Below are 14,051 nucleotides of genomic sequence, written 5' to 3'. Positions count from 1 at the left end.
TGTTGTCTTGTAACCAGCGTAGTAAATCGGGGGTGACTTTGATCTCCGGTTTCAACAGTGCCAGTGATAGTGACTGAAATACGTGATCCAGGGTGGATTTATCTGTGTCCGCTATGAGTGAGGAGCGGATATTCAAATATTTCTGCAGCAGATGGATATTTTGCTTAGATAGTCACAGATAAACTAAACGCGAGCAGGCAACCGGGAAAGTTAGTTCTATTTTTGAAAAAAAAGTAATCTGGTTTTATTTAAATTAAGCATATTAGCCCCGCCTGGAAAATCAGGATCCTCGGACTGAACCGGGTCATCTTCCCAATCACAGACTGAACAGATTTCATAATTTCCTTGTTTCCCGATTATCTTATTACCACAGCAGGGACATAAATAAAGTTCTTTTTCCGTTACAGTCTTTTCCATTTCTCCTGACGTTTTCCCCAGTAACGCTCCCTGCTGGTACAGAGCTGCTGGTGCATTCCTGATATACTCAGCCTCAATAAAATCAGATATTTCAAGATTATCATCGACTTCCTTGTTCCGATAACAAGCTGCGCACTCACGCTATTTGTGACCTTACAGTAAATTGAGAACGCAGAAATTTTCGTTTTTGTAAATCTGAGATGACCAGGTTATACATATAGAAAAAGTATTATAGAGCAGATCATTGAGACCAGCTTCCTTAATCCATTCATCAAAAATAGGGTTGTATCCCCTGGCTGAGATAGGTCGGGGAAAATCGACGCAGGAATGGAAAAGATAGTCAGCCTGTTTAAGTGGCTATAAACTTCAATGCCGTTCCTGTATCCATGGTGGTTCTCGGCGTCAATTAAAACTGAACGGCGCTGCCGTTCTTTGGCAGCCTGAACTGCAGTTCTTGTTTCAAATTAAACCAGGACATTTATCTGCCTGTTTTCTTTTTGATGTGTGTTTCAGGCATGATTAAGGTGGCCAGGCCTAACATTGGCAGGAAGCCACATGCGTAATAAACGTGAATTAAGCCGTACCAGTCGGCCAGTTTGCCTAAACCAGCTGCAGCAATCCCGCCTACACCAAACATCGTGCCAAACATGATTCCGGAAACCATGCCTGTTCTTCCGGGAAGTACTTCTTGCGCATAGACAACAAGAGCTGCAAACGCTGAAGAAATCACAAAGCCGATACAGATAGTCAGAGAAACAGTCCAGAAAAGAGTCGCGTGAGGCATCAACAGTGAAAACGGTATAACGCCCAGGAAAGAAATCCACACCACAGCCTTACGTCCGATACGATCTCCAACGGGGCCGCCTATCAGTGTGCCGGCGGCTACGGCAACGAGGAAAGAAAACAGATAAATTTGTGCGTCCTGCAAAGGTATACCAAAACGTGATACCAGATAGAAAGTATAATAAACGCTGATTGATGAGATGTACGTATATTTGGCCAGTATCAAAATCGCCACGGCGCTCAGTGCCACCCTTATTTCTTTAATGCTTAGTCTGCGAAGGGTTGCATCAGTATGGTTCTTCATATGCATTTGCCCATGGAGAACCGTCCAGCGGCTTATCCACGCCAGTATGACCAGGGCTATTAGCGCGATCAACATCAGCCAGGCAACAGAAGACTGTCCGTGCGGGATAATGATTAATGCAGCGACGAGCGGACCAAATGCGGTTCCGATATAGCCGCCCACCTGGAAAGTTGACTGGGCAGTGCCAAATCTGCCACCTGAAGCCATTCGGGCCACACGTGATGCTTCTGGATGAAAAGTTGCAGACCCTACTCCAATAAGCGCGGCCGCAAACAACAGCATACTGAAGCTTCCGGAATAAGCGAGAAGGCCTACTCCAGTGAGTGTGACGGCGGTTCCTGTCGGTAATAACAGCGGCTTAGGATGCTTATCTGTATAAAGTCCAATCCAGGGCTGCAGGAGTGAAGCGGTCATCTGGTAAACCAGAGAAATCAAACCAATTTGCGTAAACGTAAGCTCAAAATTTGACTTCAGCAAAGGGTAAATGGAGGGTAACACAGACTGAATGAGGTCGTTGCAGCCGTGTGTAAAAGCAACAGCTCCCAGAATTGGCACCAGGAGCTTCTGCGGCCCATCTCCGGCTTGTCCGGAAAGATGGGCTACGTTGTTATCAGGCTTTGTAGCGGAAGTAGTCATAGAGTTTCCGTTGTCAGTAAACTGCGTCAGGTTCGTAATGATGCAGGTAGATTTTCGAATTGAAGAGTACGAAGCGCTCTGAAAGATGAAAATGATTAGTAATTAAATCGCTGCTGTTCTCTGGTCACACGTGCAGACGTATCTGACGTTCGGAATCGGGCAGGCTTTTTTCAGCACGCAGATGATTCCGGATGGCCTGAACAATACGGACAAAAATCTTCTTTTCTTTTGCCGTTTTCAGCCACCAGATAATAAAACGACACTTTTGATATTCGACAGTAAAGGATAAGGCCAGGCTGTAATGTCTTATTGCAACCATAAGGTAATAGTTGAAGTATTGATGTTATCGGCTGATTCATTTAGATGACACTCCTGACGGGTGTATTAAGTGATAGAGGGTGTAAAGTGAAGTGACCCCGTTCAGGACCATTTTAGTTATTGGAGGCTGTTTAAAGCTGCTAACGAACACGGTGTATCGGCATGCGAGAGCAGACTGGCCCGTCATGATTTTCTGGAAAACTCAGTCCTGAATATCCCGATGGTACGTGCCATGGCAGACTTCACCATCAGGAATTCAGGCAGTGAGCTTACTCAGCGGTTGTTTGACTGCCAGTATTTATACGCGACCTTGATGGCTTCATGGGCATCGTTCCCGATTCTGGCGATACCGTGACCACCCAGTATCACGGTTGGCCGCAGGTTAAGCTTCCACAGCCTGGCGAAGCTCTCTCCCAGCTTTTCGCCACTGTAGGTCATATCACCTTTCCAGCCAGTAAACGCCTGATCCCCTTTTTCACCATCTGTAAAGAACATGTCACCAGCAAAGAGCACTTCATCTTCATCGAGATGAAGATAATAAATTACGCTGCCATCAGTATGTCCGCGCATCGTAAATACCCGGATGCTGAGGCCGCTAACATCAAGGACGGTGTCATGCTCCAGCAAAATATCAGGGCAGCAGGCTGGCATGACATGGTTGGTCTGCGGACTGTCAGGACCAAAATTACCGTTAATCAGCATATGGGCGTCGGCTGAACCGACGCAAACTTTTGCGCCTTTAAGCTGAAAATAAGCCGCGCAGCCTGCATGATCGTCATGGCCATGAGTGAGAAGAACGTGTGTGATTTCGTTTTCGGGGATCCCCCAGTAGTGTAAGTTTTTGCGGATGGTTTCCTGCGCGGCAGGCACGCTGCAGTCAATCAGAACATAGCCACGATCATGCTGAATAGCATAGGCATTGCCAAGCCTGCCGTAAGTCCCCCCGGAAATCATGAATAACCTCTTACGTAACTGCATTTATTTGCTCCCCTGTAACAAACTGATGTACTCATCGAGTTCGGTTTTAATGTGGCCCACGTTAAGACCATAAATAACCTGCACATTATTGCCGGCAACGAAGACACCGGCTGCACCGGTCTGCTTAAGCCGTTCCTTATCGACCTTTTCCCCTGAATAAAGAGACACGCGAAGCCGCGTGGCGCAGTTATCCAGTTCATCAATGTTATCCAGCCCGCCAAGGCCTTCAATGATCTGTGCAGTGAGCAGTGTCTTCTCACTGACGCAAGCGGCGTCGGTCTGCTTCGGCTTTGGTCCATCAGATTTATTCCGGTCAAGATAGTCCTGCTTTGTATGCAGCTTCACTTCTTCATTGGCATCTTCACGACCCGGCGTTTTCAGGTGCAGCCACTGAATGGTGAAACGGAAGGCAAAATAATAGAGAACCGCAAAAACCAGTCCGACAAGCACGATGGGGATCCAGTGGGTACGATCGTTGCCCGGAATAATGCCGTATATAAAGAAGTCCAGTACACCACCCGAGAAGGTATAACCCACACCGGCATCCAGCAGGTTGACGGCAGCAAATGCCAGACCGGCCAGCACACAATGGATCCCGAAATAGAGCAGCGGGGAAGCAAACATGAATGAAAATTCAAGTGGCTCGGTGATCCCGGTCAGAAAAGAGGTGACGGCAGTAGAGAACAGCAAACCCTTCGCCCTGGGTTTATTGCGCAGGTAAGCCGTGTGGTACATCGCCAGAGCGGCGGCGGGGAAGCCAAACATCATGACTACGTAGTTGCCGGAGTAGAACCTGGCAACTTCCGGGCTGATCACATCCCCGTGGCCCAGTTGCGCAAAAAGGATATTCTGGGCACCCACAACCAGTTGACCACCTACCTCAGCAGTACCGCCCAGCGCCGTCTGCCAGAACGGCATATAAAAAACGTGATGCAACCCCGTCGGGATAAGTGCGCGGAGTATGAAGCCAAATAAAAATGTCCCGAAAGCGCCCATGTGGGCGATTCCTTCTCCCAACATAACGATGCCGTGTGCTATGAGTGGCCAGATGAAAGCCAGAAGCATGCCGACGACAATAGCGGCAACGGAGGATATTATCGGGATAAAGCGAACGCCAGAGAAGAAAGCGAAGATTTCCGGAAGCTTTATTTTATAGAGCCGGTTATGCAACCAGGCCACAATCAGCCCAATAATGACGCCACCCAGTACGCTGGTATCCATCGTATTCTGGAAGTTCAGAAAATTACTTATAAGACCAGGCGTTTTCTGCAGATCTGACAGAACCATAAAGTTTTTAATAGTGCTGGCAAGCGAAGCGTTCATCACAAAATAGGCGATGAGTGCAGAAAGCGCAGCGACCTCTTTGCTGTTTCTGGCAAGACCAAGAGCAACCGCCACGGCAAACATCAAGGGTAAAATGCCAAACACAACGTTACCGCTATCAGTCAGGACAGCCGCAATTTTGAATAAAGTGCCTCCTTCGATCAGCAGCGTGCTACGTTCAGGGTTTGTCAGCGTTGATCCTAAGCCGAGCAAAAGGCCGGCCAGCGGCAGAGCGGCGATAGGCAGGACAAAAGATTTACCTATTTTTTGTAATGAATTGAACAAGCTGTTTTTCATAGTGGCATGCCTTGAGAAGAGGGAATAATGAAAAACTAATCTGATGTAGGTCGAATTCACTATAAGCCCGACATGCATTAAAATGCAATAGTGTGCATTTGAATTGCAATCAATGATCACAATGTTGCAAAGTAATGCATGCAATGATAGATTCAGTACTTACAAGGAGATAACCTATGCTGATTGAAGAGAGACTGAATAAAATTAAGAAAATTATTCAGGAAAACAAAAGCATATCAATCGAAAGTCTCGTTTCGAAGCTCGAGGTTTCCAAGGATACGATCAGAAGAGACCTGATTCGTCTGGAACAGTTAAATGTGATTAAACGCACACATGGCGGTGCGGTGATCAATAATCGCGATGCGTTGATTTTTGACTACAGCCAGCGCTCAGAGATCCAGAATCCGGTGAAAGAACGCATCGCTATAAAAGCAGCTGAACTCATTAAGGATAACAGCAGCGTTATCTTTGATTCATCTACCACGGTGGAAACAGTGATCCCACATCTGAGCGATAAAAATATCCTGGCTATCACTAATTCATTGACCAGTGCGAATCGGCTCGCCAAAAATAAAAAATGCGACATCAAAATATTGCCGGGGAATCTTCATAAAGAGCAAATGTTTCTGTACGGAAGCGAAACCATACAGAAAATTGAAAAGTATCACGTTGATTATGTTTTGCTTGGCGTATTTGCCATCTCCGATAAAGGGCTTTTTATTCATACAGAAGAAGAAGGTCTCGTTAAAAGGCAGATGGTTATGCAGGGCATGACCGTTATTGCTGTGGCGGATCATACAAAAATCAACACAACGGGGTTCTTCAAAGTTTGTGATTTATCTTGGATCAATTATCTGGTGACAGATGAATTGCCGGAAAGCAGTTTTATCCAGTCACTGCAAGACAATAACGTCGAGTTGATACTGACAAATACTTAAACGTGAGGTAGTACAACATGGTTTCCAGGACAATCCAGTACGGGCCGACAGCTGCACCGGTTAAATTTACAGAAGTTGAACCTGTCTTTCTGTCTGATGAAACAATACTGGAGCGGAACGCAAAAGTTTTGAAAGGCATGGAGAATGAAGGTTTCGATACTCTGATAATTTATGCAGACAAGGAGCACGGGGGTAATTTTGAATATCTGACCGGTTTCATTCCTCGTTTTGAAGAAGGCCTGCTGCTACTCGACAAATCAGGTGACTGCACGGTGATCCTCGGTAATGAGAACCTGAAGCTTGCCCGCTTCTCGCGTGTTCCGGTATCACTAATGCACAGTCCATTCTTTTCCCTGCCAAACCAGCCTATGGATAATGAAGCGCCACTGGAAACCATTTTTAAAAATGCCAGCCTCAATGCCAGGAAGAAAGTGGGTCTTGCAGGCTGGAAAATGTTTACGCCTGCCGCCGGAAATGGGCGTGACTATATCGATCTGCCGTACTTTATCGTGGATGCGATAAAAAACGCGCTCAGTGAAGAGGCGGTGCTGGAAAACGCTGTTCATCTCTTTATCGGCGGACACAGCGGCGCGCGGGCAACCTGTAATGCTAATGAAATTGCTCATTATGAATACGGTGCCAACCTTGCATCTAACTGTATTCTTGACGCCCTTAACGCTATTGAGCCTGGTATAAAGGAGGTTGAACTGGGTGCTCTTCTTGCAGCTGAAGGTCAGTACAATACCGTAGTCACGATTGCTGCAACCGGCCCGCGTTTTGATAAAGCCAATATTTACCCGACCTATAGAAAGGTTTTGCAGGGCGATCCGCTCTCTTTGACCACAGGATTCAAGGGGGGGCTGTCGAGCCGAACGGGCTTTGTGATCTCAGAAGAAAGTGAACTACCTGAATCTCAGAAAGACTATCTGGAGCGCATGGCAAAACCGTACTTTGCAGCGGTTGCAGGTTGGCTGGAAAAGATCAAAATAGGCATGCCCGGCGGTGCGCTTTACGATCTCATCGAGCAGATTTTCCCGAAAGAACGCTACGGCTGGCATCTGAATCCAGGTCACCTCGTTTCCGATGAGGAATGGATGTCATCACCCATTTTTCATGGCTCTTCAGAACAGCTTAAAAACGGCATGATTATGCAGATTGATATTATTCCGTCTGTTCCAGGATATACCGGTGTCAGTGCCGAGGAATGCATTGCGCTGGCAGATACTCAGCTTCAGCAGGCTATCCGGGAAGCCTACCCGGCGATGTGGAAGCGTATTGAAACCCGCAGGAAATACCTGCGTGAAGTACTGCGGATTAATCTCAGTGACGATGTCATTCCACTATCTAATTCAGTCGCATATCTTCGCCCTTTCTATCTTAAAAAAGATTACGCCTTACGCTGTAAATAATCAGCATGATGTTAAGTGTTGAGTGCAATAACAAGCACCCCAAATCCGACATATGGACAAGACAGGATTTACCCGATTCTGCTTTAATCCGGATAAGATGCAGTTTTATTCAGCACACAAAAATGCCACTGAAACTTCGGGAAAGCACACAAAATTCAAACGGTTTTATCACTGGTTGTTGTGTGCTTTGATGTTTGTAAGTACTACGTTAAATAAAGCCACTCAATATTTATAAATTGCCACAAAGATGAATGATTTTAACGAGCGAAGCCCCATTATTTAATTTTTTTCAAGTACGTAATGAAATTACCTGAATGCTCTTACATATTTTGTAACGCATAAGGATGTAATAACGCTTAGCGGTTATCGAAACAGCTCTAAACAAGGGACGAATGGAAAGTATCTGAAATGGCTAAAAGATATGTGGCAGCAAACCGCTCCCGGGATAATTGTTAAAATTCTCGTAAGGATTCGTCATCATCAATTTTACGATATTGATTCAGCAAGCATACACACGCCCATGCAAAATTGTTTTATTAATAATCAGGCTTTGCTGATTCCTCTCAGCCAGAATTTCTTATAACGGGCCGGAGGAATGCCGACAAGATTTTGGAATATACGATGAAAATTATTAACATTGTCGTAACCGACAGCATTAGCTATTTCAGTTATCCCTAATCCGGTACTTAACAATAAGTTTTGTGCTTCACCAATCCGTCGGCGAGTCTGATACTGCTTAGGCGAATAACCAGAATAGTCTTTGAAAGAGTGTGAAAGATAAAACTGATTCATATTGAGTTTAGTGGCCATATTAACCAGCGCAATATCTTCCTTATAGTGGTTGTCTATATATTCTTTAACGCGCTGTCCTGGCAAAATAATAGATGTTTCCTGCTCACTTTTGTGCTCAAGCCATAAATCCCGAAAAATTAAAAGCAAGACGCCCAGCAGATTATCGCCGATTTCAGAACTGTACAGGCGCTTACGGCTGACATGCGACCACATCTGATCAAAGAGCTGAGCTATCTCATCATAAAACTCACCGCAAGATATTACCGGCGACTGTGTCCGGGACGTGAGTACATTCATAGGTAAACCGTCTACTTTCAACTGTTCAACACCACAACTATAAATCAATAGATCTTCAGTGGCCGTTGGGGTTTCATCATGCAATACATTTGCGTTAAACACTATCATGTCACCTTTTTTAACGCTGTAGCTTTGTCCATCTATGTTGTAGACACCGCTGCCAGCGCGAATGAACATTAGTTCGAAGCGGTCATGGTGTTTATGCATCACTCGTGGGATCGCCGCCTGAGCCCCTTTAGCCTGACAGATAAATGTAAGACGCGGCCGCAGACTGGTTTCAAATCCACGGGAAGAAGACTGTTCATTGTGGCAAAAAGTCAGCATGGGCTACTCCTGTCTGTATGTTGCTATTGTTACATTACTAACCCAGGCCGTAATCATCAATATTGCTTTTTACATTTTTTTAACTTATTGATAAATAATATCTTCTCCATATCCATCCTTGTACAACTGCAGATTATTGTGATCCGGGGTTCTAAAGCTAAATATCAGATTGATCTTCATCACAGTTTCAGTCGCCTTATATCCTGAATGTAAAGGAAACCGGGAGTGTGCCCGGATTCATTAAAGCCATAATAATTGTATGGGTTAAGGGTGATGTAAAAAGTCAAAAATCATGAAATTTGCTATGGCTCAGGGTACCTCATTATTTTAGCAATAAATCCGGGGCGGAACGCTTATTCTAAAGCACTCAGGGTAAATAAATACATTTTAATTCCATTAAGTAGTTTAACCAGCGTGAATTTATTTTCGGTAGGGTTCTTTCATCTATCTCCATTCTTGCTATGTCAACGGTTAAAGAAAGTATTGTGACTTTGGTCACCTAAAAAAGCGCTTTTCACTCTCGATTTTTGATCGCCCGCACGCAGCGAAATACCATGCATCTAAGTCGCTGGTCTTAGACGTTCCCTTTGATATAACTTCATGACAACGATAACGGTGTCGCGATTAGTAGACATGCACAATAAAGTTTCTCTGCATAAAAGAAATATTCACTGATATTCAGCTAAATATTAAGAGTCTGACGCGGGCCAATAACTGGCCTGCGGCGGCTTACCTTACAACCAGACGGAACAGATATGTACAATAAAACTCACCTGCAAAACCCTCACAGAATGAGGATGATAACTCTCGTATCCACGATTGGTGGTTTGTGCTTTGGTTATGATACTGGCGTAATTTCCGGCGCATTGATTTTCATGAAATACGATTTGAACCTGACACCTACGCAGGAAGGTTTCATTACCTCATTCCTCTTATTTGGCGCAGCGCTGGGCTCTTTGTTTGGTGGTTATCTTTCTGATAAACAGGGGCGCAGAAAAAATCTGCTTTGGGTTGCGGTAATTTTTATTTTTGGTGCATTAGGGACTGCCTTTGCATGGGATGTACCATCAATGATTGTGGCGCGGTTTATTCTGGGACTAGCCGTCGGGTGTGCCTCTGTCACCGTGCCTATATATATATCTGAATTGGCTCGAGCCGATCAGCGAGAAAGGATGGTTACGGTTAACGAACTGATGATTGTAACCGGTCAGTTCCTTGCCTATTCGGTAAATGCCGCCATAGTTAATTTGTATCCTGAAATGCAGCACAACTGGCGCATAATGTTAGCCATTCCGGCGCTTCCTGGCGCCTTGTTGTGGATTGGAATGCTAATGATGCCGGAATCACCGCGATTCTTTATCCGGCGTGGCGAAACTGATAAAGCGAGAAATGTACTTAAAACGTTACGTTTGCCGCAAGAAGTCGATCGCGAGATAAAAGAAATACAACAGATAGTGAAAGCCGATGAGGTGAAATTCAATCTATTTGCCGAATTAAAGCATCGCTGGGTGGTTCAGTTGTTGTTAATTGGCTTAATGATCGTACTGGCAACGCGAGTTACTGGCGTTAACACCATAATGTATTACGCACCTACAGTTCTCAAAGCGACCGGGCTTGGTGATGCTGCAGCAGTGACAGGTGCTGTAGCCAACGGGGTTATTTCTGTACTGGCGACTTTATTGGGTATTGCGTTAATTGGTAAACACTCTCGTCGCAAAATGTTCTTTACTGGCCAAGCGGGTGTTACTGTGAGTCTTGTACTGATTGGCGTTGCGTTTAAGCTTTTTTTCCATAGCGAAACGCTCAATGGAATCGAAACGTTACATGCCAATTTTGCGCATGCTCCCTACATTATTCTCGGTCTGATGCTGGTATTCCTGGTGTTTATGCAAGGCTGGATCGCGCCCGTTTTCTGGCTGATGTTAGCAGAAATCTATCCATTAAGAATGCGTGGCGCAGGCATGGGGTTCGCGGTATTTGGACTGTGGATGTTTGATTTCATGATTCAGTCAATTTTTCCCTTCCTGTTAAGCCATTACGGCGGAGGCATGACTTTCGGCTTCTTCGGCGTAGCTAATGTCATTATGCTTGCCTTATTGGTGAAATATCTGCCTGAAACCCGTGGTATGACATTAGAACAGATTGAAAAGAAATTTCGCTTTTAAATTTACTGTATTAGAGGATTGATAAATGACTGTCAAAATCGGGTTAATCGGACTAGGGATGATCGGCCGTGACCATCTGAAACGTTTCAACGATATTATTACTGGCGTGAAAGTTACCGCCGTCTGTGATATTAACCACGCTGCCGCCGATGCGATTGCGAGCGAATATGACGCAACTGCGTTTTATGACGCAAAGGCAATGATTGATTCTGATCGGGTTGATGCGGTATTTATTTGTTCAATTGGTCCTGCGCACAAAGCACAGATCCTTGCTGCTTTTAACGCAGGTAAGCCGGTATTTTGCGAAAAGCCGTTGACGCCAACCGCGGATGAATCCAGAGAAATCATCGATGCCGAGGTTAAAGCAGGGAAACGTCTGCTGCAGCTTGGTTTTATGCGCCGCTTTGACCCGGGCTATCAGGCGCTGAAGCAGGTGATTGATAGTGACCAGTTCGGCGATATCATGCTCATTCACTGCGCTCACCGTAATCCCTCAGTACCTGAAAGTTATACGCTCGAAATGGCGATTAATGATTCCGCGACCCATGAAATTGATATTGTGCGCTATTTGTTGAATGAGGATATCACTTCAGTTCGTGTCGATAAGCCGCGTAAGAAAACCCACCGTGCGCTGCCACACTTACAGGACCCACTTATTGTTATTTTTGAGACGGAATCTGGGGTGCGCATAGACGATGAACTGTTCGTAAACTGTCACTACGGTTATGACATCCGCTGTGAAGTCATCGGTGAAAATGCTATTGCAGCGTTGAACGAACAGCAATTGATCACAACCCGTTCGCTGAATGGCAATGCGCAACATATCGCTCAGTCATGTATGGAGCGCTTCACAACGGCCTATGATCGCGAGGTGCAGCACTTTATCGATAACATTAATGCAGGACAGGAGATGAACGGGCCTTCATCCTGGGATGGTTACGTCGTCGCCCTTGTCTGCGATGCTGGCCTTGCTTCGCTTCAGGACGGGAAAAAACATGATGTGCTTATACCACACAAGCCTGCTCTGTATCGTTAACCGTTTCTTTCCCGAAATTAAGTAAGGAGTGACCATGTTACTACTGACTGAAGATGCATTGCATTTGCAGTGTCGGGCAGCAAATAAAACCGAAGCGATACGGATTGCGGCAGAAGCATTTGAAAAATCGGGCTACGTTAAGCCGGGTTTTTTTAATGGCATGATGACCCGGGAAAGGAGTGTTTCAACCTATATAGGTGCCGGAATTGCGTTTCCTCATTGTGCAAAGGAGAGCCTTGATCTGGTTATCAAAACCGGCTTCCAGGTTTTTCAGTTTCCCAACGGCGTAAGCTGGGGAGGCGGTAAAGTGGTCTTCATTGTTGTCGCCGTGGCGGCGACAAAAAATGAGCCTATTCAGGTGCTGGCGGATATTACTAATTTATTAGGCAATGAAGTGAAAACCACCTTATTAGCCAGGGCTTCCACAAAACAGCAGTTCATAGAACAGCTTAATAAAGCCTGATCTTAATTTCATTTGAAGGATTTAATAATGAAACTCGCATTATGTACGGATGTACTTGCCAGCTTACCTTTTACCGCCATGCTAGATAAAGTCAAAAGCTACGGTATCAGCGGCGTAGAGATGACGGCAGGGGGCTGGTCACCCTGTCCGCATGTGAAAACTGAGGAGCTGCTTGCATCATCAGCAAAGCTCGAACAGTTTAAACAGGCGCTGGCACAGCGTAAGATCCGCATTGTCGCCCTTAACTGCTCTGGTAATCCTTTGGCGCCAGGCGAACTGGGGGAGACGCATACCCGAAGCAGTTACCGCGCGGTCGAACTGGCAGGCAAGCTGGGCGTTAAGAAAATTGTGATGATGAGCGGCCTGCCGGGCGGCGGACCCGATGACCGGGTGCCCAACTGGATCACTTCCACCGTCTCCTGGCCGGACTACATGCCAGGTGTGATTGAATATCAATGGAATGAAGTCGCCATACCCTGGTGGAAAAAGTTTGTGCAGCATGCCAGAAAGCACGGTGTAGAGCAGATCGCTATTGAGGAGTTCCCGTGCCAGCTGGTTTACAATCCTTCGACATTGCTGCGCCTGCGTAATGCGGTGGACGATATGATTGGCATCAATCTTGACCCCTCTCATCTTATCGCCATGGGTGCTGATCCCATTGCCGCTGCCCGCAAGCTCGAAGGTGCAGTTTTCCATGTGCATGGCAAAGATGCGCGTATTGAGCGCGGCCTGGCCGATATTGATGGTTTGCTTGAGTATCAGCCGGTCACGGCTACGAAAACCCGTACCTGGAACTATGTGGCGGTAGGATGTGGTCAGGATCTGAAATGGTGGAAAGAGTTCTTTTCTGTGTTACGGATGACCGGCTATGACGGGGATGTCTCGCTGGAAATGGAAGACCTTACTATGAGCGTAGAGGCGGGACTACAAACCTCCATTGATGCATTAAACGCAACCCTGAGTCGCTAGCATTCAGGTGCCTGCTGTAAAAGGTGGGCATCTGCTTGCTCCCACTAGCCACGTCACAATGTTTAAGGGAATGTTCAATTAACATCGGCCCAATATGGGCTAACACAATTACACAAAAGTGAAGAAATAGAGCCAAATCGCGGACTTTTCTTTCCAGCTCAAGACAGATACGAATCCCCCAGATATGAGAGATCTGAAGAGGTCGTTTCTGGCCAATAATATGGCCCCTGTTCCAGGGGGATATTGTCATGATCAATCTCCATTGGGTTAGGATATGTGATTATGGTTGTCTCGTTTGAGCGAGAAGGGGACTTTATGCTTCGGGCTTAATGAGGCGTAACAGAGCGGCCCTGCACATGCGCCTCGTCTATCTGAGTACGTGCGTGAAAGCTCACGGATCAAAGGCTCAGGCCTCGTTAAACCCCTCAATTCGTAAAAATTCTTATCAGCAGTTACCGATCACCGGGTAAATGAAAATCAAAAAGACCCACATTAATTGACGATTAGTGCGCTTATGCACAGGATAATCCCTTTATAACTATACGTTGATTAAACAACATTAATCTTTCTTAATACATTCAATTATCTTTACTATTTGCGTG

The 14,051-nt window shown here is 45.8% G+C and carries 11 protein-coding genes and 1 pseudogene; 6 read left to right on the top strand and 6 right to left on the bottom strand.

Annotated elements, in window-relative coordinates; genetic code table 11:
- Nucleotides 1-216: 216 nt before the first annotated feature.
- From AFL22_RS23360 to AFL22_RS09725, 4 genes are all read right to left on the bottom strand, one after another.
- Nucleotides 217-417: a CPCC family cysteine-rich protein gene (locus AFL22_RS23360; protein ID WP_072123880.1), complete on the bottom strand. Its 201-nt coding sequence runs from the start codon at nt 415-417 to the stop codon at nt 217-219.
- A gap of 478 nt (nt 418-895) precedes the next feature.
- Nucleotides 896-2,140 carry an MFS transporter gene (locus AFL22_RS09740; protein WP_052271283.1) on the bottom strand — a complete coding sequence of 415 codons (1,245 nt, stop codon included), beginning with the start codon at nt 2,138-2,140 and terminating at the stop codon, nt 896-898.
- A gap of 591 nt (nt 2,141-2,731) precedes the next feature.
- Nucleotides 2,732-3,436: an MBL fold metallo-hydrolase gene (locus AFL22_RS09730; RefSeq protein WP_052271281.1), complete on the bottom strand. Its 705-nt coding sequence runs from the start codon at nt 3,434-3,436 to the stop codon at nt 2,732-2,734.
- Nucleotides 3,437-5,056, bottom strand: coding sequence for a PTS transporter subunit EIIC (locus AFL22_RS09725; RefSeq protein WP_052271280.1), 1,620 nt, complete (start codon nt 5,054-5,056; stop codon nt 3,437-3,439).
- A 176-nt stretch (nt 5,057-5,232) separates the two neighbouring features.
- On the opposite strand from AFL22_RS09725, the gene AFL22_RS09720 reads away from it, so the two are divergent.
- Both AFL22_RS09720 and AFL22_RS09715 read left to right on the top strand, forming a co-directional pair.
- On the top strand, nt 5,233-5,994 hold the full coding sequence (locus AFL22_RS09720; protein WP_052271279.1) for a DeoR/GlpR family DNA-binding transcription regulator: 762 nt from the start codon (nt 5,233-5,235) through the stop codon (nt 5,992-5,994).
- A 17-nt stretch (nt 5,995-6,011) separates the two neighbouring features.
- Entirely contained in the window at nt 6,012-7,403 is a 1,392-nt protein-coding gene (locus AFL22_RS09715) for a M24 family metallopeptidase (RefSeq protein ID WP_052271278.1), read from the top strand.
- Between the two features lie 543 nt (nt 7,404-7,946).
- Here AFL22_RS09715 and AFL22_RS09710 read toward each other — a convergent pair.
- Nucleotides 7,947-8,816, bottom strand: a complete 870-nt coding sequence (locus tag AFL22_RS09710) for a helix-turn-helix domain-containing protein (RefSeq protein WP_052271277.1) — start codon at nt 8,814-8,816, stop codon at nt 7,947-7,949.
- A 755-nt stretch (nt 8,817-9,571) separates the two neighbouring features.
- Here AFL22_RS09710 and AFL22_RS09705 point away from each other — a divergent pair.
- From AFL22_RS09705 to AFL22_RS09690, 4 genes are read left to right on the top strand one after another with little or no spacing between them, the layout of a single operon-like run.
- A complete protein-coding gene (locus tag AFL22_RS09705; protein WP_052271276.1) occupies nt 9,572-10,981 on the top strand; it encodes a sugar porter family MFS transporter in 1,410 nt (469 codons plus the stop codon).
- Between the two features lie 25 nt (nt 10,982-11,006).
- Nucleotides 11,007-12,017 (top strand): Gfo/Idh/MocA family oxidoreductase, encoded by a 1,011-nt coding sequence (locus tag AFL22_RS09700; RefSeq protein ID WP_052271275.1) that lies wholly within the window; start codon nt 11,007-11,009, stop codon nt 12,015-12,017.
- 34 nt (nt 12,018-12,051) lie between these two features.
- Complete coding sequence (locus AFL22_RS09695; RefSeq protein WP_052271274.1) at nt 12,052-12,480, top strand: PTS sugar transporter subunit IIA; 429 nt, start codon at nt 12,052-12,054, stop codon at nt 12,478-12,480.
- A gap of 27 nt (nt 12,481-12,507) precedes the next feature.
- Complete coding sequence (locus tag AFL22_RS09690) at nt 12,508-13,449, top strand: sugar phosphate isomerase/epimerase (protein ID WP_052271273.1); 942 nt, start codon at nt 12,508-12,510, stop codon at nt 13,447-13,449.
- A gap of 124 nt (nt 13,450-13,573) precedes the next feature.
- Here the strand turns inward: AFL22_RS09690 and AFL22_RS24485 are convergent.
- Nucleotides 13,574-13,699 (bottom strand): annotated as a pseudogene (locus AFL22_RS24485) (integrase); the annotation flags it as partial.
- Between the last annotated feature and the right edge of the window lie 352 nt (nt 13,700-14,051).

Origin of the sequence: Pantoea sp. CFSAN033090 (genome assembly GCF_001264395.1) — a bacterium.
GTDB lineage: Bacteria > Pseudomonadota > Gammaproteobacteria > Enterobacterales > Enterobacteriaceae > Pantoea > Pantoea agglomerans.
Note: the sequence above shows the minus strand (reverse complement) of the source record. Positions and strands in the feature narration are given on the sequence as shown.